This window comes from Niallia sp. Sow4_A1 (assembly GCF_052116745.1).
In the GTDB taxonomy this organism is placed as follows: domain Bacteria; phylum Bacillota; class Bacilli; order Bacillales; family Cytobacillaceae; genus Niallia; species Niallia hominis.
In genome coordinates, this window is record NZ_JBQKKM010000067.1 from 1 (window position 1) to 22,413 (window position 22,413).

Genomic DNA, 22,413 nt, shown 5'->3' on the forward strand with positions numbered 1-22,413 from the left:
GAAAATGGATAAAAAAAGACGACTCTACATTCAAAAAATTTAATGAGGGTCGTCTTTTTTTTATGCGGCCAGCTGATTATTTAGAAATGACCTCAGTTTGTCAGTGGCCTCTGAATAGTGGGGCTTTTTTTTGTGGAGTAATCTAACTAATAACGAAAAACGAAGATATTCTATTAAAAACACTGACTAAGAAAAGATAAGAACGTGCATTCGTATTTTTAGCATGGTAAAATAGAAGCAAATAGCTTTAGGACGTGAGAGTATGGAAATATCCTTTATACATTGTGCAGATTTACATTTAGACAGTCCGATGGTTGGGTTGAAGAATTTGCCGGTAACCATGCATACTAAATTAAAAGAAAGTACGTTTACCGCATTTAAAAAAGTTATTGACACAGCAATTAGCAAAAAGGTAGATTTTATGATTATTGCTGGAGATATATACGATGGGGAAGACAGAAGTATCAAAGCACAAATACGTTTTCGAGATGAAATGCTGCGTTTAGAAGAAAAGCAAATTGAGGTATATCTTGTCCATGGAAATCATGACCATTTAAATGGAAGCTGGGTACAAATAGAATTACCTCCTAATGTTCATGTGTTTCCATCTATGGTAAGTGTAAAACAATTTGTGAAAAATAATTTATCAGTTAATCTTTACGGTTTTAGTTATGAAACCAGACATGTAAAAGAGAGAAAGATTGATGAATACGTACGAAGAGATCCGGCTCATTTTCATATAGGAATCTTACATGGGAATTTAGAGGGCTCTACTGAACACAGTTCCTATGCTCCTTTTCAAGTGAAAGATTTGCTTGCTAAAAAAATGGATTATTGGGCATTAGGTCATATCCATAAAAGGGAAATTTTGGAGAGCATACCTCCGATTGTCTATCCTGGAAACATTCAAGGGCGACATAAAAAGGAAACAGCGATTAAAGGATGCTATTATGTAGAGCTAAGAGAGGGAGATGCCAGTTTAGAATTTATCCCAACATCTGTAGTGATTTGGGAGACTGTGAAAATAGATGCTAGCACTGTAAAAACATTTAATGATTTATACATGCTTTGTCGGAAACAAATAGATGAAATAGGAGATGGAAAATCTTCTTTTATTATTACTCTGGAGATAGAGCAATTCCGAATAGAAGAATCTTTTCTCGATTCCGATTTATTAGAAATTCTTCAGCAGGATGAGGTAGATGCAGACTCTTTTGTCTGGGTTAGCTCTATTAAGATACAGGAAAATACAGTATGGCTAAAAGAGAATCTGTTAAGGGAATCAGCTTTTTATGAGGAATTATTTGCTGTAACAAAAGATTCAGAACTGTTAAATGAAGCAGTTGCTCCTCTATTTCAACATCCAAAGGTTCATCGGTTTTTAGAAGAGCTTACAACCGAAGAGAAAAAAGAACTAGCAGAAGAAGCAGAAGATTTGCTCCTTACAATGCTTGTGAAAAGTGGGAGGTAACAGATATGGAACTAAGAAAGATAACCATTTACGGATATGGAAAACTAGAGAATATAACATTTTCCATTCACTCCCCTATTCATGTGTTTTACGGAGAAAATGAGGCTGGTAAATCAACCATAATGAGTTTTATTCATAGTATTTTATTCGGATTCCCAACAAAACAGCAGACAGAGTTACGCTATGAGCCAAAGCTTCAGCATAAATATGGTGGGAAATTGGAAATTTATTTTCCAGAAATTGGGCTAGTGACAATCGAAAGAGTCAAAGGTAAATCTTCTGGGGATGTGACCGTTACTTTAGAGGATGGGAGAAGAGGGCAAGAGGAGCTTTTAACTGAATTATTAGCAGGAATAGATAAAGGTCTTTATCAATCGATTTTTTCTTTTAATTTACACGGATTGCAAAATGTCCAGCAATTAAGAGGAGAAGAGCTGGGAAGATTTTTGTTTTCGACTGGTGCGGTAGGCTCTGACCGCTTATTGAAAGTGGAAAATGAGTTGCAAAAGGAATTGGATATACGCTATAAGCCTAGTGGAAAGAAGCCTGCCATTAATGAAAAACTGCAAGCATTACGAGATAAGCATAGCCAATTAAAAAGCGCAGAGAAGGAAAATAATCAATATGAACACTTACTTACTAAGAAAAGAAAGCTAGAAAAAGAAAAACAGCTTATAGAAGCAGATGTAAAAAAAGAAGAGCATGAAATACGATTATTAGAAGAATGGATTAAGATTAGAGGAATTGTACAAGAAAAGGAAGTATTAGAACAAAAATTAGCTACCTACAAAGAGCTTCATTTCCCGCAAAATGGATTAACTAGATGGGAAGCGCTGAAGGAGAAATTACTCTCCATAGAAGCGGAAATTCGCAATGTAGAAGCAAGAGCCTTAGAAATAGATCAAGAAATATCAAGCATTCCTACACAGGAAGAACTTCTTAGCGCTGAACATAATATCTTACTTGCTGTGGAAAAATTCCCCGTATATGAACAGTTACAGAATCGGCAAACTCAAGTAGAAAATCAAATGAAGAAGATAGAGGAAGAAATTGATAGTTTAAAAAGTAAATTGCATTTATCGATTGAAGAAGAAATTCTATTAAAGGAAAGCAATACAAGTATCTTTTTAAAAGAGCAATGCGCACAAGCAGCTTCTAAACAACGGAGGTTAAAGGAGCAGAAGGAAGAGCTAGACGAGCGATTAAAGGCTGAGCAAGCAGCTTTAGAATCTATAGAAGAAGCAGTGAAGATAGGTAAGCAGAAGCTCTTGCCAAAAGAGGAGAGAGCTAGATTAGAAGAGCATGTACAAAGAGATCATCAGGTTAGATGGAACAAAGAGAAGGCAGACTTATTATCAAGAGAAATAAGTCAACTGGAAGATCAAGGGAAGCTAGAAGAGAAACGGATGAAGCTGAATACGATAATAACAAGTGGTTTATCGATATTTCTTCTGCTGGTTGGAACAGGGGCTTTGGTATTTGAGCAATGGGTATTAACAATTATTTGCTTTACCGTAGGTGTTGTTTATTTTTTTGTCTTCCTTTCGGGAAGAAAACTCGCAAAAAATGAAATTCGTAAAAAGGAGCATAAATTAGCGCTTGTTAAGGAAGAACACGCTCAGCTACTTGTAACCTTTGAAAAGGGACAAGGTGTTTCTCGTTACGAGGCACAGAAGCTAGAAGAGGATACAACAAGGAGAGAGAAATTCACACAGCTTCAATTTAAATTAGAGCAGCAAAATGAGAGCTATGAAAGAGTTCTACAGGGATTTGAAAAGTGGGAGGCGAATTTTCTTTCCCATCAAAAGTTGTTAAGACAATTGGCTAATGAACTTAAAATTCCTTATGAATTAGCGACACAACAAATATATGATGCATTTCTATTAATAGAAGAATGGAAAGCAAAAGATAGAGAGAGAAATTCCTATCTTCAGGAACTTAAGGAAATTCATCAGGAAAGGGAGCAGATAATTAGCAAGATCAGCTATTTTTTTGAACAGTTTATGGAGAATGAGAAAGATACGATCGCTAATATGTGCTACCGTTTAAAAACAGCATTAACGGAAGAAAAAAAGAAAAGGGATCGAATAGAAGCATTGCAGAGAAAGAAAGCGGACTTATCAGAGGCTATGGATAAATATCAAACAGAATATAATCGCTATCTTGAAGAAAAGAACGATCTATTTTCGATTGCCGGTGTAACAGAAGAAGAGACATTTCATGAAAAAGCTGCAATGGAAATGGAAAAAGGTAAATATAAAGAAAGACTTGCTACTATTAACGGTCAATTAGAAATGGCTAATATAGCAAAAGATCATATTCCTTTCTATCAACAAATCCTTGATCCTGAGCTGCAGTTAGAGGAAAAGAAAGGGATATTGGATCGATTAGCATCTCGCATACAAGAACTTGTAGAAGAAGTTGCAGCGACTAACTTTAGTATTTCTAGAATTGAAAGTGGAGGTACGTATACGGATTTATTACATACCTTTAAACAATTTCAGTCAGAATTCAAGGAAGATGTGAGAGAATGGGCAAAATTTGCCGTGGCAAAACAGCTCTTGGCCAAAACTATTGAGCAATATAAACAAAAACAGCTGCCTGCTATGCTGCAAAAAGCAGAAGAAAATCTCGCATTTTTAACGGAAGGAAAATATATTCGGATTGTTCCTAAGGAAGAGGGAGCTGGGTTTTTAGTAGAAAGTCATCACCATCTTTTTTATGAAGCGAAGGAATTAAGCCAGGGAACGACCGAGCAGCTATATTTATCTATTCGAATTGCTTTAGCACAAACATTTTATCAAAACTTTGGTTTTCCATTTATCATTGATGATAGCTTCGTTAACTTTGATGAAAAGCGAACAGATAAAGTGATTCAATTATTAAAGAAATGTGAGCAGAATCAGCTTATTTTCTTTACTTGTCATTGCCATCTACTAAAATATTTTCCTGATGAAAGTTTGCATGTATTACCAGCAGAGGAAAGAGAAACAAGTTTATAAAGATGAATTGTCTTCATGCTATACTAAATAAAGAGAAAGATAAAGGAGAGAGTGAGTTGGACAAAACAGGAGTACTTCAGTATGAGGTTGGGGAGCAATTTGAATCCTATTTATTAATAAAGAATGCAACAAAAGCCATCGCAAGTAATGGAAAGCCGTTTATGACGCTTATTTTTCAAGATAAAAGTGGGGAAATTGAAGCAAAGCTTTGGGATGCTACGGAAATGGATGAGCAGAACTATCGACCGGAAACGATTGTAAAAGTGAATGGGGATATTCAAAGCTATCGTGGTAAGCTTCAATTAAGAATTCGCCAAATTAAGGTGGCAACAGGAGAAGAGGGCATTCGATTGGCTGATTTTCTTGAAACTGCACCATTAACAACAGATGAGATGTTAAGTAAAATTACGCACTATATTTTTGAAATGCAGAATCCTAATATTCAAAGAATTACAAGACATTTAGTAAAGAAGCATCAGGAAGCATTTTTGCAATATCCAGCAGCGACGAAAAACCATCATGAGTTTGTTTCTGGATTAGCCTATCATGTTGTTAGTATGCTAGATTTGGCAAAGGCAATTGCAGGCCTTTATCCAAGCTTGGATAAAGATTTACTATATGGAGGGATTATCCTGCATGACCTAGGTAAAGTAATTGAATTATCTGGACCAATTTCCACTTCGTATACATTGGAAGGGAACTTGCTTGGACATATTTCCATTATGATTAATGAAATAGGAAAAGCATCGGATGAGTTAGGGATAAAAGGAGAAGAGGTAGTGATACTTCAACATTTAGTATTATCCCATCACGGAAAGCCTGAATGGGGAAGTCCAAAAGCTCCGTTAATTAAAGAAGCGGAAATCTTACACTATATTGATAACTTAGATGCAAAAATGAATATGCTGGATCGAGTATTAGATCGAGTGAAACCAGGGGAATTTACGGAAAGAGTTTTTCCGTTAGAAAACCGTTCCTTTTACAAACCAACATTTCATAAATAAAAAGACTAGGATGAGTTCACTGAGTTCTCATCCTTTTTTTTGCATCCCAAAGATAAATGCTGCTTTTGCTAATCAAGTAATGTAATTTCTTGCAAAAAAGCCGATAAGAGGGAATAATCTAGTTTTTCTAGCATAGGATGAAATAAAAGATAGAAATTACTAGAAAGGGGTAATTTTCAATGCTAGGAATTCCACTTTGGGTTATTTTTGTATTGGGAGGAATTGCAATTAGTGCGATTATGGCTGTTAAAACTGGAAAAGAGGATAGAGCAATTGAAAATGAAATAATTGAACGGGAAGGAGAGGTTTATATGAAAAGACTAGAAGAGGAGAAAAAACGTAGAGATGGAGAAGTGAGGGTGTATGAGAATTAAACAACTGCTTGAAGTTTCTATTTAACTCTTTTTTTACAGTGGTAAATGGCAGTAAACTGTCTGTAAATAATTCGATTGGTTCAACTAACCAAACCAATAGTGTGATAGGAAAAAATCACCGTTGAGGGAAGTTTTACTTTCTTTGATACAAAGGATTAAATGTATAAGATTCATTCCTAAATAGCGTTTCTTCGTTTAATGGAAATGAATTTTGTAGATTGGATTCTTTGTTTTTTTATGTCTTTTCCATAAAGTTATTTGAGATGCTATTTTTTTGCGCCTTCCATTCCTTATAAAAAAATGGGTATATGTCCTGTTCCGAATTTAGGGCGAATACATATGATAAATTGAGCTTGAAAAAGAGCTCAAAGAATTCGCGTTAAGCAAATTCATAAGGTTGTTACGGTTTATATGGCAAAAGATGAAGTGAGAGTGGTAATACAGTACAAAGTATTATAAATATTAGTTCATTCTTTTATGGAGGATCTAAAATAAGATCTGTGGCTAACAAGTGACCAATAACATCCAATAGGGACGGACGAATATTGATAAAAAACAAATTTAGAATAAGTTGGTTATGGTTGTATGGAAGCCAATAAATAAAAGAAAGTAGAAAAACCGAAACACCATGTAATTTTTAAACAAATGGTAGCAACCTTAAAGGAGGTGTTACTATGGGTAACGTATACGGCGGAGGTTTTGCCTTAATCGTTGTATTGTTTATCTTATTAGTTATCGTTGGCGCTGCATGGCTGTAAGCTATAATAGCGTATAAAGGCAATCTTACTAGGATGAGTGCCTATTTATGCGCCAAAGAACAACTGGAACGATAGAGAGAGGAGGAATCTTCATGTCTGGTGGAGGAGTTTACGGTGGAGGCTTTGCTTTATTAGTAGTACTATTCATCTTATTAGTAATCATCGGAGCAGCTTGGCTATAAGTTGATCTGAAGGCATATAAAAAGAAGCAAGTGTAATAGTCTGTTTGGACTGCTATTACATTGCTTCTTTTCTACATATCTCCGTATATAAGACAGAGTTTGTTTAGTTAAAAAAATCTTAAAAAAGAATATCTACATAGGAAGAAATCAAAAGAATGGTAATAAGAACATTTATCGTTCGAAAGACTTTTGGTTGTTTTTCTTCAGGAATTTCTTTTTGTAAACATAGGGCATTTGTTAGTCTATTAATATTATATAAAATAAAAATAGCTAAAATAATGAAAATGGAGATCATCATTGATTCCCTCCTTTAAGCAGAATTTATTGTATGATATTTACATTATCAAATAACAGGACAAAAAGATAGTATTATCAACTATTTTAGGCAGTAAACTTAGATTCTTCGTCAGAAGGATTTTTTGCCTCCTTACAATCTATCTTTCTAGGAGGCTAGAAAATCAGTCGTTCTAGTTTTATCTCATTATATGTTTGGTAAAACAATAATAGTATCCATTTAAGATAATTCACTTACATTATTTATTAATATCTCAAATCCATCCTCGTTTTCTTCTACATAGCAAGAACGTGGTGATTTCCAGAGGTTTTTTATCCGAATGAAATCTGGAACACAAATACCTGTATGATAAGCGAAAATCATTAAAAAATAATGAACATAGCTCGTGAAAAGGAAGCAAGATACAAGTAATAATCCACTAATGATGACAAAAGGTAAAATTAGTGCGAATTGAAATTGAATTTTTCCGATTGGTTCTTTTACTTGAATGTGTAAAACAGGTAAAAATTGTACATTCCATGTTTTCTTAATTTTATCCCCTAAATGAATCATTGGTAATAAATGCAATAATTTGTGTAAAGGATATATAAGCAATATAGATGTCATAAATAATAAAAAATAATCGTCAGAAAGTTTGTTATTTGCAAAATAGGTTGTTATTGGTACATATAAGAAAAGAAAACAACCAATCGTTGTCATAGAAGACAAAATAAATAGGCGCTGCGTTCCATATTTTTTATGGAAGTTGACAGTCTTCCAACAGTTCATGTTAATACCCTCCATAGGGAGAAATTTTTAGCTACTTTTAATAATAAATTCTCGCTTGAATAACTAATAATTGGAAGAATATCTTTTTCTTTTTCTTATCTTGCGTTTAATCAAGCAAACTTACCTTGATACTTTACGACGAAAAGAGTAAAAAATCAATAGGCTCTTAATACAAATTTATGACATTTATTAAAAATATTATTTGCAAACAGAAAAATATCATGCTTTATATGTATTTTACTTACATTTGTAAAACTTATTTAAATTTTCCGAAAAAAAGATAAGAAAGCAACCTGCTCTCTTATCTTTTTTACCACCGGTCAAGAATGTCCCAAACCTAGAGTCCTATTCCCCAATTTCTATTTCTCTATTTAGAATATACTGGATCTTTTTTCTTTAGATGTCCTTCATCCTCTTCCAAAATATCGTCAAGATTAGAAAAGGATTTTTCGAAAATTTCAATAAAATCGTCTCCATAAATATGTTTAACGATTGTCATCATTTCTAGAAGCTCTGGAAACTTTCCATATAGATTTTTGATTGGCAAGGAGGCGGATAATGCTGAGCTATTATTTGGATTATAATCTTCCATAATTTGAACAAATACTTCTTTCCCTTTATCTGTAAGGCAAATATACGTATTTCTTTTGTCATTTTCTTTTTTCGAGAATTGTAGTAGTCCTCTTTCTTCTAATTTCTTCGAAAAATTAAATGCTGTTGAGACATGCATTACTCCGAAATTTGCTACATCTGAAATAGATGCTCCGTTTAGCTGGTAAGCAATCCAAAGTATGTGGTGCTCATTAATGTTCAAATCATACGGTTTAATCCAGCTTTGCCAATCTTTCTCGATTGCCTTCCATAATGCTTTGCTAAGTTGTCCGATTCTTTGAGTAAAGAGTAAAGCATCCTTCATTGAAATCTGACTTTCATTCATCCACAATCACCTACTTTTCTGTTATCTATAAACATTATGCCAATAAAACAAAAATTAATAAAGATAAAAATTAACAAAATTTTTAGAAATAAGAATTTTTATTTAAAGTAAGCGCTTACTTGAATAGATATGTAAAAAAGTAAATAAAAATTCATGTATTTGTTTAGACATATTTGAGGAAATAAAGTTTGGGAAGGATAGAAAAAAATGAAAGTGGGGAGATTACCTGTCAAAAAAATTATGGATTAGGAAAAAAGAAGGGAGAAGTTTTTTTGGAGAGTGAATAAGAAATTAATTGTTGAAAAAGAGAAGTAAAAAAATGGAATGTGATAATTGGTAGAAAAAGGACTAGGAAAATTATATGCGAATAAAGATTTAACATTGTTGCGTTAGAAAAAGTGACATAACTAAGGCGATTTTGAATAGATAAAAAAATGGAGGGATTCCTTGTTAGAAAACCTCCATTTTTTAAAAAATTTTTGCCATGTGAAGACTAAGCTATTTTAAATCATTTTCTAACTCATTAATGGTTGATTGTAATTCATCGAGTTCCTGTTGAAGTAATTCCTGATGTGGCTTAATTTCTTCTTTCCACGTATCTAAGGATAGTTTAAGGTCTTCAATAAAGTCGCTTAAAATTGTTTTTCCTTCTACAGTAACAGTTTTAATGGAATCTTTTATTTCATTTAAATCGATTTTTAATTCTTGAATATGTTGTAGAAAAGCTTTTCCATTATCATTGCAGACTCTTCTCACTTCTTTTCCTGAGTAAGGAGTTGTCAGTAAGGTAGTAATTCCAGCTGCAATTCCTCCAATTAAAAATCCTGATAAGAATGATTTTGCGCTCATTTGCTAACACCTCGCTCTTTTTCCTTATTATAACGTAATCAAGTTATCATTACTATTTTTAAGGATATTTCGTAATTTTTTAGAGGTGATTGTTTTGAAAATCCTTCATAAATTTAGCTAGTTCGACAACATGTTCCAGTGGAACAGCATTGTATATAGAAGCTCGGCAACCTCCAACAGATCGATGACCGTTTAGACCAACAAATCCTGCTTCCTTTGCTTCCTGTAAGAAGGCCTTTGTAAGCTTTTCTGACGGCAAAGTGAAGGTTACGTTCATTTTTGAACGGCTCTTTTCTTCTGCATGTCCTCGGTAAAAACCATTACTTTGATCCATAACATTATATAATTGCTGTGCTTTTTCCTTATTTATGTTAGCTATTCCTTCGATACCACCTTGTTGTTTCACCCATTTTAGAACTAGAGATAAAAGATAAATACCTAAAGTAGGAGGGGTATTGAATAATGAATTATTCTTAGCATGTGTATGATAACTTAACATAGTTGGCAAAGTGTTATCTTCTTTAATTAAATCTTTTCGAATGATAACTACCGTTACGCCAGAAGGTCCAAGATTTTTTTGGGCACCAGCATATATAATGCCAAATTGTGATACATCAATTGGTGTACTTAAAATATCACTGGACATATCAGCTATTAAAGGTACAGATAAATTTGTTGGATAATTGCTCCATTGAGTTCCATAAATCGTATTGTTGCTTGTAATATGCAGATAAGCAGCATCCTTTGGCAATTCAATTTGTTCAGGATTCGGAATATATGTGTAGTTATCCTCTTTACTAGATACTGAAATTGCTGTATTGCCAAGTTTAGCGGCTTCTTTGATTGCCTTTTCTGACCATACGCCAGTCAGTGCGTAATAGGCCGTTTTATTTTTCGGAAGCAAGTTCATTGGTACCATCGTAAATTGAAGACTTGCTCCTCCTTGTAAAAAAAGAATGTCATAATTATCTGGTATGGAAAGTAGAGACGTAAGGAGCTCTTTTGCTTCATTATGTACAGCCTCATAGTCTTTGCTGCGATGGCTTAATTCCATTAAAGACATTCCTGTATCATTAAAATTCAGCCAATGCTCCTTTGCCTCTTGTAGAACCCATTCAGGTAAAGCAGCTGGACCTGCATTAAAATTATATGCTCTTTTCAACGTTCTTTCCTCCTAAATTCACTTTTTCAACTAGTAATGTGGTAAAGACAAAAAGATTACCCTTATACTAACAAATTCCGCTGATTTGTACAGATTAAAAAACACCTTTTTTGAAAAAATGAGAATTTTTCAAAATGGTGTTTTGGGGTTTTGTGCTATTAAAAAAATATTTTCCCCAGCTTCGAAAATGTTTATAGTTGATACGATAGCGGAGAAAGAACGAATGAGATGAAATGGAAATTATTATTATATAGCTTTTGGAAAAAATGAATTTTTTAAGAAATATCTTTACTCGCTGTTACTTTTGTCTCTTTACTTCACTTTTTCTTTAATTTTATCCGCAATTTCTGTTAATTCTTCATTTGAATATCCGTCGAAATTTGTTTTCCATACTGCACCGAATCCATCCCCTTTTCCGTATCTTGGTATGAGATGCATATGATAATGGAAAACAGACTGTCCCGCTTTTTCGCCATTATTATTTAAAAGATTTAACCCAATTGGTTCATAAGCCTCTTTAATTGCGGATGCAATACTTGGTACCACTTCAAACAGATTGCTTGCTATTTCAGGGGTTAATTCGTAAATATCTTTCGCATGTTTTTTAGGTATCACCAATGTATGTCCCTTTGTTACCTGGCTTATATCTAAGAAAGCCATAACGTGTTCATTTTCAAAAACTTTTTTAGATGGAATTTCTCCAGCGATTATTTTGCAAAAAATGCAGTCACTCATAAAAAAACCTTCCTTCATTATGTATTACCAATATTTTAACACAGGAGCTATTTTAATGAACACCAAAAGGAAAGAGGGTGCCTTGTAAGGAGCCTCTTATCATAAATGTTCCAAGTGAGAAGTTTAAGTTAACTCCTTTAACATGGAAATACATGATAAGAATACCTTGTAAGGACACCCTCTTTTTGAAGGAGAGAACTTCTATTTTTATCGTTCAGGGTTCTTCTCTTTGATAAACACCTCATTTAAAAATGAATTGTTTTACTTTTATGAGAAAAATCGATCATTGTTCAAACGAACCATCCCCTTAAATGTCTTTATAAGTTTATCAACGTATAAAGATTGGATGACAGTCTGCGACAAACACCTCATTTCAAAGTGGAAATGATTTATAAGGCTGCTTTTGATAGAAAGCAACTTGGTGTTACTGATCTTATGTTTATATCTTGCTTATGCAAGGCAAACATCCCCTTTTAAAAACGAATGGAAGTTTCTTTTAAAAGATCTCTATAGAATCTTTTGCAAACACCTCATTTAATATTGAAGTTTATACTGCAATATTTCATTGGTGCTCCCCTTCAATAAATAGAATGTCCTGATTAAGAATTTATATACAAAAGAATTAAAAGTTTTTCTGCACAATCATTTTTAATTAACGGAGAATGTTGTTAAACTATAGATAATACATATTGGAGGTACAAAATATGGCGTTGTTAGAAATAAAGAATGTTACTGGGGGATATACAAAGAATCCTGTTCTAAAAGATATTTCTTTTTCCATCAATAAGAATGAGATGGTCGGTTTAATTGGGTTAAATGGTGCAGGGAAAAGTACTACTATTCGTCATATTATTGGCTTAATGGAACCCCATAAAGGAGAAATATTCATTAATGGAAAGACGTTTGAAGGGGACAAAGAGGCCTATCGAAAAGAGTTTACCTTTGTGCCAGAAACACCTATATTATATGATGAATTAACATTGGAAGAGCATTTGAAAATAACGGCGATGGCATATGGATTATCTCAATCTGACTATCAAAAGCGAATGGAAGCATTATTAAAAGAGTTTCGAATGGAAAAAAGATTAAAATGGTTTCCTGCTCATTTTTCTAAAGGAATGAAGCAAAAGGTGATGATTATGTGCGCTTTTCTAGTGGAACCATCTCTTTATATTGTGGATGAACCATTCGTTGGATTGGATCCACTTGGTATTCAGTCTTTGCTCGATCAACTTAAGAGAATGAAGGAAAAGGGTGCAGGGATTTTAATGTCTACTCATATTCTTGCTACTGCAGAAAGATATTGTGACCGGATTATCATTATTCACGAAGGAAAAATTAAATGTCAGGGAACGATGGAGGAATTAAGGGCGGCCTTTAATATGCCAGGTGCTACACTGGATGATCTATATATTCTTCTAACAAAGGAAGAAGAACATGTTTGAATTTAATGAAAAGCAATTATGGAAAGATAGAGCTGGACAAACAGCAAAAGAATATGGTCAATATTTAAAGTATATTTTCAATGGACATCTTGTGATAGTGTTAGTGTTTTTGTTAGGAACTGCAGCCTTTTACTATCAAGCCTGGCTGAAAACGATTCCCGATGATTTTCCTGTGGCGCTTATTATGAGCATTATCCTTACTTTTTTTCTGACAAATAGTCCTACCTATACCTTTTTAAAGGATGCCGATCGGATCTTTTTGATTGCTGTTGAGATGAAAATGAAGAAATATTTTCTGAAGTCAATGGTGGTTAGCTTTGTTATCCAAGGATATTTACTGTTGATCCTTTTGGCAGCACTAATGCCGTTGTATGCACAAGTACATGGGGGGGACTTTAGCCGTTTTTGGTATTTACTAATTGTGCTATTGATCACGAAAGGGGCTAATTTGCTTATTCGCTGGCATATTCAATATTATGTAAATGTTCACTATCATTACACAGATACTGTTGTGCGTTTCTTTGTGAATTTAGCTATACTTTATTTATTATTTGCAGATTCTTCTCCCTACTTTATTCTTGTTTTACTCCTTATCATGGCATTTTTGCTTGTTTATTTCCAGAAGGCGACAAGCAAGAAAGGGGTAAAATGGGAATATTTAATCGAACAGGATGAAAAAAGATTAGCCTCTTTTTATCGTTTTGCGAATATGTTTACAGAGGTACCTAAACTAAGAAATCGTATTAAAAGAAGACGTTTACTTGATTTGTTGTTTAGTCGAATTCCTTATGTGAAAGATAAAGTGTTTGCCCATTTATATTGGAGAACCTATATACGTGCAGGTGACTATTTTGGACTAACACTAAGGTTAACTGTGATAAGTGGAATTTTCATCTTTTTCTTATCTTTTGGACCAGGTCAAGTTTTCATTAGTGTATTATTTGTTTTCTTAACTGGTTTGCAGTTATTGCCGCTTTGGAATGCTTATGATAACAAGCTATGGATTACTATTTATCCAGTCGAATCCTCTTATAGAGAAAAAGCTTTTAAGCAAATAATGGCTACTATTTTAGGATGGCAAGGATTTGTTTTAACGCTTATTATTGCACTTAAAGGGGACTTTTTATATGCAGTGATTTCTTTAATAGTTAATGGAGCCTTTATTGCTTTTTTTGTTTTAATGTATATAAATAAAAAAGTGAAACATTCCTAAAAGATAAGGAGCTTTAAACCTTCATTTGCCAAGGATTAAAGCTCCTTTTTGATTAGTAGAAAGAAAAAAGAGAACTATTTGTTTATAGTCAACGTAAGAATAAGCAAAAGGAGGAATGCAGATGAATGAATATGAACAGAGAGCATTCATAGAAGTGGAGGAGTGGAAACGTAAACTTCAAAAACGTTCTTCTATTTTAAATAGAGTATCCAAGAAGGCACAGAATAAAATAAATGCCTATATCCCCGATAAAATTCAGCAAACAATTACCGAAGCGATCAAACAGATGATCCAAGCGACGCTTGCTGGTAGCAATATATTAAAGAAAAAGAATCTGCCACGATTTCACACTTTACAAGGAAAAGATGAGGAGTTAACGAAAAAGATTGGCCAATATAAAAAGATCGCTGTTGTAGAAGGCGCTGGAACTGGTGTCGGTGGGATTCTGCTTGGATTGGCTGATTTTCCACTATTACTTTCTATTAAAATGAACTTTTTGATGGAAACAGCAACTATCTATGGATATGATACGGACAAATTAGAAGAAAGAATCTATTTGCTTTATATCTTTCAGTTAGCTTTTTCAAGTGAAGGCAAACGAAGAGAAGTTTTAGAGGTAATCGAGAATTGGGAACAAGAAAAGCAAAAAGTTGCGGGTCTTAACTGGCAGGAGCTACAACAGGAATATCGGGATTTTATTGATTTTGTGAAAATGCTTCAGCTTGTCCCAGGGATTGGTGCCGCAGTTGGTGCCTACGCAAACTATAATTTATTAGATCAATTAGGTGAGGCTGCTAAAAATGTATATCGCTGGCGTTATTTTCAAGAACAGAAACAATTAAAATAAAGGAATGGATTCGTTAAGTTGAATCCATTCCTTTTGATTCTGGAATTTACGATATTTTAATTGTATTCGTTTCTTCTTCAGAAAAGGTAAGATTGTAATTAATTGCAACAGACCCAAGTGTTTTTGCTGCAATAAGCATTGCTTTTTCGTTAATATCGAATCTTGGATGATGGTGTGGATAAGTAAGGCCGTTTGTATCAGGCATTGCACCTGTAAAGAAAAAAGCTCCTTTTCTATGCTGAAGGTAATAGGAAAAATCCTCACCTGTTAATTCTGGTTCTCCTTCTTGCACAAACACTCCTGGGATGTTTTCGGCACAACGAGCTAAAAAAGAAGTTTCTTCTGAGTGATTGACAACAGCTGGATATCCATCATCATATTCAAATTCATACGTGCTATTCGCTGTATAGCAGGTTCCTTTTATCACTCTTTCCAGCTCTTCTTTAATAAGTGCTTGCGTTTCTAAATTAAATGTTCGAACTGTTCCTCCTATTGTAGCTGTATCAGCAATTACATTAAAAGCATTTCCAGATTCAAAGTAGCCTACTGTTAAAACAGCATTGTGGATTGGGTTAACTTTTCTGCTGACAATTTGTTGAAGATTAATGACGAGTTGGGAAGCTGTAACAAGAGAATCTTTTGTCTTATGGGGCTGTGCTCCGTGTCCACCTTGTCCTTGAATCTTGACTTTAAATTCATCGGCAGCAGCCATCATTGGACCAGGTTTATAGGAAACAGTACCTGTAGGAAGCGTCGCCCATAAATGAGTACCGAATATAGCATCCACATTTTCGAGACAGCCAGCTTCAATCATCGCTTTTGCTCCACCGGGGTTTGATTCCTCTGCGTGTTGGTGAATGAAAACGAAATTTCCTGACAATTTTTCTTTAGATTCATGTATTACTTTAGCAAGGATTAATAATGTCGCTGTGTGTCCATCATGACCACAGGCGTGCATAACACCTGGAACCTTTGATTTATAAGCAACTTCTTTCTCATCCTGTATCGGAAGGGCATCAAAATCAGCGCGTAAAGCAACTGTCTTGCCTGGTTTTCCTCCAGTTATTTTTGCTACTACTCCATTTCCGCCGATGTTGCCAGTAACCTGAATTCCTAATTTTTCATAGAAAGAGATGATATACTGAGCTGTTTTATACTCTTTAAATGATAATTCTGGATGCTGATGAAGGTATCTTCGTATTTCGACCATTTCGTCATAATAGTTCTCTAATTGTTCCCATATTTCTTCTAGCATCTCTTTCACCTCGTTTTACTATTTTGAATATTTTTATTATAGCATGGAAAAAGTAGGAGGATAGGAGAAAGGTAGATGGAAAAGGATTAGTTCTTAATTTTCCCCTATCCTAATGAAGGGAATGTTGTTAAAATAAGGTTTAAATGGAATATCGTATGGAGGGCAAAACATGGATATTAGAAAATCAAAAATGGCTTGGGGTCTGTTAATCCTTTCGTTCTTATTTTTTATCCTTCTTATTATTGGCGTATCTGGTCAGGAGAAATTGGCCACTGATACAGCGATAACTGATTTTATACATATCCTTTTTTCAACTAGCTTAAATCCTTTTTGGGAAGGGGTATCTTATTTAGGAGATAAGATTGGGATTGGAATCATTGCCTTGCTTTTCATCCTTTTTCTTTGGTGGAAAAAGAAAGATTATGCTGGGATTGTCACATTTGTTCTATGTGTGGGAATAGGTAATGAATTAAATAAATGGATAAAGGATCTAGTAGCAAGACCTAGACCGATAACAGCGGATGCTATAGAGGCAGACAGTTTTAGTTTCCCTAGTGGGCATGCAATGGTAGGATTGCTTCTCTACTTGTTTATTGCCCATCTTATCGCAAAGGAAATAAAAGCAAATGCAGGGAAACTAATATTAGCAGGTGCTGCCTTTGTATTAATTCTACTAATTGGGATAAGCAGAATTGCTTTAGGGGCACACTATCCAACAGATGTTATTGGTGGCTACTTATTAGGAGGAATCTGGTTATTTATATGGGTAGGTTTGTACGAAACTTTTAAAGATAGACTGAATAGACGTAAGAATGAGGCTGGGACATAAGCGGTGCAACTAATAATAAACACGAATTTTTATGTGGTTAATTTACATAAAAATTCGTGTTTATTAATTTGGAAAAAGGTTTAATAATGAAGTGAAATGGAGCATCTGTAGCGCAATGGAACGACTTAGTTTTTACGCTTAACTATATTTAAAAACTAAATTAGAAATTGTTCCTCTTTAAAGATTAGTTATTTAGTTTTGTCCCAGCCTTTTTTTAAAAATATGAAGCTTAATACCTTGATTATTTATTAGTGTGGTCCGGCTGTCTATTTAGATAAGAAACATTGCGAAAATGGTGGTAACCGCTAATCCGATACAAACTGGAAGAAGATTTCGTCTAGCTAATTCAAATGGATCGACATTACATATTGCAGCAGCAGGAATTAACGCCCAAGGCACTAGAGTTCCGCCACCAACCCATATTGCAGCAATTTGCCCTAAAGCAGTTAAGGTGCTTATGCCACTGCCAATTGCATGGGCAAACAAACCAGCAATGGATCCTGCTAAAGAAATTCCGGAGAAGCCAGAACCGTCTAAGCCTGTAATAACACCAACAGCAGTTAATGTGACTGCTCCAATTTCTTTCGTTAATGGAACAGTGGAAGCTATAGCAACTCCGAGATCATTTACAATTCCGTGTGACTCTTTTGGAAGAAAGTCCCCGATAATCGTATTAAAGCCTGAGTCACCTAAATAAAAGAATGCGGCAATGGGAATAACTGGACCAAAAACTTTAAAGCCAAATTGAAAACCTTCGATTAAATAACTGGTTGTTTTTTCTAACCCCTTGTTTTTATAGCTTACTAGTGTAATTAAAAGAAGAATAATAATGGATGTTCCTCCAACTAGTGCAGTAGCATCTCCACCTTGTAAATCTAGAAGAAACATGGCAACTACGTCAAGAATAAAAAGAATCGGAATAAGAATGGCAAATAATTTCTTTTGGGTTCTGCTAAGCAGTAATTGATTAACTGAAGGAAGTAGTTCTGATGTACTGGAAGATTTGATGCCGGTCGAATAAGTTAATGTTCCTCTTTTCATATCACGTTTAATAAAATAGAAAGCAGAAATAGTGGTCACAAGTCCCATAACAATAACTAGGGGAATACTTGCATGCATGACATCTTGCACAGGGATACCAGCAGCATCTGCAGTTAGCTTTGGAGCTGCTTGAATAATATAGTCTCCTGATAGAGCGATTCCATGACCAAACAAGTTCATAGCCATGGCAACAGCAATTCCTGGCAAACCAACACGCAGCGCGACTGGTAATAAAACAGCACCAATTAATGCTACTGCAGGAGAAGGCCAGAAAAAGAAAGAAATCAACATCATTACGATACCAATCGTCCAATATGCAAGGCTTGGTGAACGAATTAATTTCGAAAAGGGAGAAATCATCACATCATTAATCCCTGTTTTTGTCAAAATTTTGCTCATTGCAACGATGATGGAAATGACCACAATAGTAGGTAACAATTCTGTGATCGCAAAGATAAAACTATTAAAAATACTGCTAATCGACGTGCTTAATGACCCAGTTGCTGTAATGGCTAAAAGAAAGATTCCGACAATACAAATAAATGTTGTATCTCTTCTCATAACCATAAATCCGATAATAAAAACAATAAATAATACATATATCCAATGAAGTGCTGTTAATTCAATACCCATTTAATGCAGCTCCTTTCCCGATTTAAGGTCGATAATGCAATAGGCATTTATCACAATTCGGTTAATACAGACTATGTGGCTGCATGTAAAAGGTGATAAGTCCTTTTAAGAAAAATGGGTATCCCTCTTAACGGAAGTAATATCTATTGCTCGAGATAACAAATAAAGAGAAAGGAGGAGGACAATGAGTAGAAGATTTCTATTATTATCGATCAGGGGAGATTCTGCTTCGTTTTATGGAACCTCCCTATATCTGAAGTAAGGGGAAATTATTACATGAAAAAATGGAGACTACTTCTAAGGACGGAGAAAAAAACTTCGATAGAAGGAACAAAAATAGTCGAAATGATAGTACAATAAGTTTATATTCTTGTTGTCCTTTTTGGAATTTTATCCATATAGAAAGAAGAAATATCACCCAAAGTATAAATGTTTAAAGAAAGAAGGGAAGTCTTTGAAAAAATCTATCCCCAAAACATTGTTTTCCATTACTTTACTGGTTCTAGGCGTTATCCTATTACTCATTAGTATAGGTGTCATTTCCTTGGAAATAAAAAAAATATTTGTCATAATATATCCGTTTTTGTTGTTTATATATGGAAGTCTATCTCTTTATCATATTTCATTAAAGAGGAAAAATAATTTGTTTTTCACTTTATTTATTCTTGTGTTTTCAATTTTATTAATATTGGATCGATTCCAAGTATTGGAATTTGGTTTCGTGGATTTTTGGAGATTATGGCCATTAGTAATTATTCTTTTGGCATTAAGGCTTATTAGCCCAAAGAAATTTTCTTTTGAATATGATAATGGAGGAAACCGCTACACAAAGAAATCATTTCGAATTGGCGACGTGAAATATAACACAGACAACTGGTCTGTTGAACCAATGCATATATCTCATGGGATAGGAGATGTCTATATCGATTTTAGCAAAGCCTTTATTCCAGAAGGAGAAACTGAATTGTTTATACATGCTAGAATTGGTGACATAAAAATTATTGTTCCAGATGATTTAGCGATGAATGTTACTGCAGAAGCGAAAATTGGAGAAGTACGCATACTTCAATCAATTAGAGATGGGCTTGGAAATAGCTTAGAGTATGTAACACCCGATTATGAAGAGGCAATAAAAAAAATTAAATTGAATATTTTAATAAATATAGGCGATATAGCTGTGCAAAAGGTATAGGAGGAAACATGAAGCAGACAAGTAGCCGTTATGGATATTACCGAAATGTAGCTTTAACAAGTATGATTAGTGCTTTATTGTTATTTATAAGTATACAAATTTATTTATATTTGTTTTCTGCTTTTGTTATGACAGCTATAGAAAGTTTCATTTTAGCAGTTATTTGGTTTTTCCTAACTTCTATAATTGGTTTTTACTTCGCCTTTAAATGGAATAGCACGATTAAGAAGCAATTAGATGAGGTATTTTGGTTTACATCGTCTTTACGGAGAGGGAAAATACCAGGGAAAATGCAGATATCCACGAATGAGTATGTATACGGTGTGAAAGAAGAACTTAATCAACTTGCAGACTATCAACAAGAACAAGTCCATTCATTGCAAAGATTAGCAAATGAAAAAATAACACTTGGCCAAACTGCTCATAATGCTGCAGTTATAGAAGAAAGGCAAAGACTTGCAAGAGATTTGCATGATGTTGTCAGTCAACAATTATTTGCATTAAACATGATGTCTTCTGCTGCATATAAAGTTTTTGACAGCAATCCAGTTTTGGCAAAAGAACAGTTAAAAGAAATTGTGTCGATTGCAGGAAAAGCACAAGGAGAAATGCGAGCATTATTGCTACATTTAAGGCCCGTTGAATTAAGTAATGATACATTGTGTGATGGAATTATTAAGCTAATTCAAGAATTGAAGGGAAAAACAACGCTCCATTTTTCTGCGAGCATTGATGAAATAGAAGGTTTAACTACGGCTGGACAAGAACATTTATTTCGAATCGTACAGGAAGCCTTATCCAATGTGCTTCGTCATTCCCATGCAGATAAAGTAAGAATCATTTTGGAAGAGCGCGGAAATTATGCTCATTTACATATTGGAGATAATGGAAAAGGATTTGATCCAACTATAGAAAGGATAGCTTCCTATGGATTAAAAACGATGAGAGAGCGTTGTGAAGAAATTGGTGGCATAATGGAAGTTCGCTCGAAAATCGGAGAAGGTACATATATTGATATTAGAGTTCCGACTAAGGGGTGGGAAAATGATTAAAGTAGTAGTTGTTGACGATCATGAGATGGTCCGGAAAGGGATTATTTCTTATTTAATGACAGAGTCGAATATACAAATTGTAGGAGAAGCCAATAGTGGACAAAATGCTGTTCAGCTTGTTTTAAAAGAAAAGCCAGATATTGTCCTGATGGATTTATTGATGGAAAACGGAAATGGAATTGAAGCAACTAAAGCCATTCTAACAGAATATCCAAGTTGTAAAATTATTATTATTACAAGCTTTTATGATGAAGCTCAAGTAATTCCGGCGATAGAGGCAGGTGCTTTTAGCTATTTACTAAAAACAGCGAGTGCCTTTGAAGTTGTTCAGGCTATTAATAAAGCCAATAGTGGAGAAGCAATAATTGAGCCTAAAGTTGCTAATGTTATGGTCAAAAAATTACGAGCAACAGAAAGAAAACCCCATGATGATCTAACAGAAAGAGAATCGGAAGTACTAATGTGTATTGGAGAAGGCATGACAAATCAAGCGATTAGTGAGGAATTATATATCGGGATAAAAACGGTAAAGACCCATGTTAGCAATATATTATCCAAGCTAGGAGTAGCCGACCGAACACAAGCAGCTGTTTATGCAAATCGAAATGGCATAATTAAGACAAGGTAGTTAGTTGCTCAGCAGGCTACAGGGATTATGTATAATTAATCTTCCTCTGGAATCGTTAATTGCATGAAATATGGTTTTCCATTAAAGATAGAATGCTGCGAATTATTCCAGCCTTTTTCACTATTATTTCCGATTGGCGCATTTGCATTTTCTGGCTGCTGCATCCACTTAATATAGCTTGCTTTATTTTCCCATAGACAAAAGATGATAAAAGTATCTCCTTTTTTAGGGCGGAGGAATCGAATGGCTTTCATTTCTCTATGTGGATTAGATGAAAAATATTTCATTATATTATGCTCATAAACAGGTTTATTATCTTCACTTACAGGTACATAATTCATTGTTATAAATCCGTTATTTTCTAATATTCCATAGGTAAATAAAATGTCATAGCTTCTTGGTTCCTTGAAAAAAGAAGGATTCTGACTTTCATGAAGCAGTATTGCCCCGTCACTATTTGTATCTTCCATTAACAATAAAGTTTCTTTAGAAAATTCATTCTCGTATTTTTTCCATAAATAATCATATGTTCCGCTAGTAAGATAGATGTTCACTGATCTTCCTCCTATGTCACAAGATACTATTAGCATACAATAAAAATGGAAAAGTTACTATGGAAATAGAGAAGGGGTTTGAGTCAAGTATTTGTGGGAGAAATTTTTTATCGTCGGAATTTCTCTCTTTTTCAGTGTGTTTGCTATCTCTATTGTTAACGCTTTCTATACTTACTCTATTTATAGT

General features: G+C 34.2%; 22 protein-coding genes. 13 read left to right on the top strand and 9 right to left on the bottom strand.

The window, feature by feature from the left end:
• Positions 1-262 precede the first annotated feature (262 nt).
• The 6 genes from ACTQ5K_RS23245 (at position 263) to ACTQ5K_RS23270 (ending at position 6,791) form a co-directional block, all read left to right on the top strand.
• Positions 263-1,471: a metallophosphoesterase family protein gene (locus ACTQ5K_RS23245; RefSeq protein WP_441994365.1), complete on the top strand. Its 1,209-nt coding sequence runs from the start codon at positions 263-265 to the stop codon at positions 1,469-1,471.
• 5 nt (positions 1,472-1,476) lie between these two features.
• Positions 1,477-4,473, top strand: a complete 2,997-nt coding sequence (locus tag ACTQ5K_RS23250) for an AAA family ATPase (protein ID WP_441994366.1) — start codon at positions 1,477-1,479, stop codon at positions 4,471-4,473.
• A gap of 2 nt (positions 4,474-4,475) precedes the next feature.
• Positions 4,476-5,477, top strand: a complete 1,002-nt coding sequence (yhaM, locus tag ACTQ5K_RS23255; RefSeq protein WP_441994367.1) for a 3'-5' exoribonuclease YhaM — start codon at positions 4,476-4,478, stop codon at positions 5,475-5,477.
• A gap of 179 nt (positions 5,478-5,656) precedes the next feature.
• Entirely contained in the window at positions 5,657-5,851 is a 195-nt protein-coding gene (locus ACTQ5K_RS23260) for a sporulation YhaL family protein (protein ID WP_031536670.1), read from the top strand.
• Positions 5,852-6,525: 674 nt separating this feature from the next.
• Complete coding sequence (locus ACTQ5K_RS23265; protein ID WP_035416275.1) at positions 6,526-6,609, top strand: YjcZ family sporulation protein; 84 nt, start codon at positions 6,526-6,528, stop codon at positions 6,607-6,609.
• A gap of 92 nt (positions 6,610-6,701) precedes the next feature.
• The gene (locus ACTQ5K_RS23270) at positions 6,702-6,791 is read left to right on the top strand and encodes a YjcZ family sporulation protein (RefSeq protein WP_035416274.1); all 90 of its coding nucleotides are present in this window, start codon (positions 6,702-6,704) and stop codon (positions 6,789-6,791) included.
• 118 nt (positions 6,792-6,909) lie between these two features.
• Here ACTQ5K_RS23270 and ACTQ5K_RS23275 read toward each other — a convergent pair whose 3' ends face one another.
• The 6 genes from ACTQ5K_RS23275 to ACTQ5K_RS23300 all read right to left on the bottom strand — a co-directional run bounded on the left by ACTQ5K_RS23275 (position 6,910) and on the right by ACTQ5K_RS23300 (position 11,537).
• Positions 6,910-7,089, bottom strand: a complete 180-nt coding sequence (locus tag ACTQ5K_RS23275; RefSeq protein WP_035416273.1) for a hypothetical protein — start codon at positions 7,087-7,089, stop codon at positions 6,910-6,912.
• 216 nt (positions 7,090-7,305) lie between these two features.
• Complete coding sequence (locus ACTQ5K_RS23280; protein WP_235251566.1) at positions 7,306-7,854, bottom strand: DUF3267 domain-containing protein; 549 nt, start codon at positions 7,852-7,854, stop codon at positions 7,306-7,308.
• Positions 7,855-8,221: 367 nt separating this feature from the next.
• On the bottom strand, positions 8,222-8,791 hold the full coding sequence (locus tag ACTQ5K_RS23285) for an HTH-type transcriptional regulator Hpr (RefSeq protein ID WP_031536667.1): 570 nt from the start codon (positions 8,789-8,791) through the stop codon (positions 8,222-8,224).
• 498 nt (positions 8,792-9,289) lie between these two features.
• Positions 9,290-9,640, bottom strand: coding sequence for a YtxH domain-containing protein (locus ACTQ5K_RS23290; RefSeq protein WP_235251565.1), 351 nt, complete (start codon positions 9,638-9,640; stop codon positions 9,290-9,292).
• Between the two features lie 79 nt (positions 9,641-9,719).
• Positions 9,720-10,802 carry a 3-phosphoserine/phosphohydroxythreonine transaminase gene (gene serC, locus ACTQ5K_RS23295; RefSeq protein ID WP_031536665.1) on the bottom strand — a complete coding sequence of 361 codons (1,083 nt, stop codon included), beginning with the start codon at positions 10,800-10,802 and terminating at the stop codon, positions 9,720-9,722.
• Positions 10,803-11,114: 312 nt separating this feature from the next.
• Positions 11,115-11,537 (bottom strand): HIT family protein, encoded by a 423-nt coding sequence (locus ACTQ5K_RS23300; protein WP_031536664.1) that lies wholly within the window; start codon positions 11,535-11,537, stop codon positions 11,115-11,117.
• Between the two features lie 704 nt (positions 11,538-12,241).
• Between ACTQ5K_RS23300 and ACTQ5K_RS23305 the strand changes: the two genes are divergently transcribed.
• From ACTQ5K_RS23305 to ACTQ5K_RS23315, 3 genes are all read left to right on the top strand, one after another.
• Positions 12,242-12,982: an ABC transporter ATP-binding protein gene (locus ACTQ5K_RS23305; RefSeq protein WP_031536663.1), complete on the top strand. Its 741-nt coding sequence runs from the start codon at positions 12,242-12,244 to the stop codon at positions 12,980-12,982.
• Entirely contained in the window at positions 12,975-14,195 is a 1,221-nt protein-coding gene (locus tag ACTQ5K_RS23310) for an ABC transporter permease (protein WP_251628977.1), read from the top strand. Before ACTQ5K_RS23305 ends, ACTQ5K_RS23310 begins: the two co-directional genes overlap by 8 nt.
• Before the next feature lie 121 nt (positions 14,196-14,316).
• Complete coding sequence (locus tag ACTQ5K_RS23315) at positions 14,317-15,042, top strand: EcsC family protein (protein ID WP_251628976.1); 726 nt, start codon at positions 14,317-14,319, stop codon at positions 15,040-15,042.
• Positions 15,043-15,088: 46 nt separating this feature from the next.
• Here the strand turns inward: ACTQ5K_RS23315 and ACTQ5K_RS23320 are convergent, their stop codons facing one another.
• Positions 15,089-16,297, bottom strand: coding sequence for a M20 family metallopeptidase (locus ACTQ5K_RS23320; RefSeq protein ID WP_251628975.1), 1,209 nt, complete (start codon positions 16,295-16,297; stop codon positions 15,089-15,091).
• 169 nt (positions 16,298-16,466) lie between these two features.
• On the opposite strand from ACTQ5K_RS23320, the gene ACTQ5K_RS23325 reads away from it, so the two are divergent.
• Positions 16,467-17,126: a phosphatase PAP2 family protein gene (locus ACTQ5K_RS23325; protein WP_251628974.1), complete on the top strand. Its 660-nt coding sequence runs from the start codon at positions 16,467-16,469 to the stop codon at positions 17,124-17,126.
• A gap of 270 nt (positions 17,127-17,396) precedes the next feature.
• Here ACTQ5K_RS23325 and ACTQ5K_RS23330 read toward each other — a convergent pair whose 3' ends face one another.
• Positions 17,397-18,800, bottom strand: a complete 1,404-nt coding sequence (locus ACTQ5K_RS23330; protein ID WP_031536657.1) for a hypothetical protein — start codon at positions 18,798-18,800, stop codon at positions 17,397-17,399.
• Positions 18,801-19,254: 454 nt separating this feature from the next.
• Between ACTQ5K_RS23330 and liaF the strand changes: the two genes are divergently transcribed.
• From liaF to ACTQ5K_RS23345, 3 genes are read left to right on the top strand one after another with little or no spacing between them, the layout of a single operon-like run.
• On the top strand, positions 19,255-19,992 hold the full coding sequence (gene liaF / locus ACTQ5K_RS23335; RefSeq protein ID WP_031536656.1) for a cell wall-active antibiotics response protein LiaF: 738 nt from the start codon (positions 19,255-19,257) through the stop codon (positions 19,990-19,992).
• A gap of 8 nt (positions 19,993-20,000) precedes the next feature.
• Positions 20,001-21,044, top strand: a complete 1,044-nt coding sequence (locus ACTQ5K_RS23340) for a histidine kinase (protein WP_441994368.1) — start codon at positions 20,001-20,003, stop codon at positions 21,042-21,044.
• Complete coding sequence (locus ACTQ5K_RS23345; RefSeq protein ID WP_349204126.1) at positions 21,037-21,672, top strand: response regulator transcription factor; 636 nt, start codon at positions 21,037-21,039, stop codon at positions 21,670-21,672. Before ACTQ5K_RS23340 ends, ACTQ5K_RS23345 begins: the two co-directional genes overlap by 8 nt.
• 35 nt (positions 21,673-21,707) lie before the next feature.
• Here ACTQ5K_RS23345 and ACTQ5K_RS23350 read toward each other — a convergent pair whose 3' ends face one another.
• Complete coding sequence (locus ACTQ5K_RS23350; RefSeq protein WP_441994369.1) at positions 21,708-22,226, bottom strand: hypothetical protein; 519 nt, start codon at positions 22,224-22,226, stop codon at positions 21,708-21,710.
• Positions 22,227-22,413 lie beyond the last annotated feature (187 nt).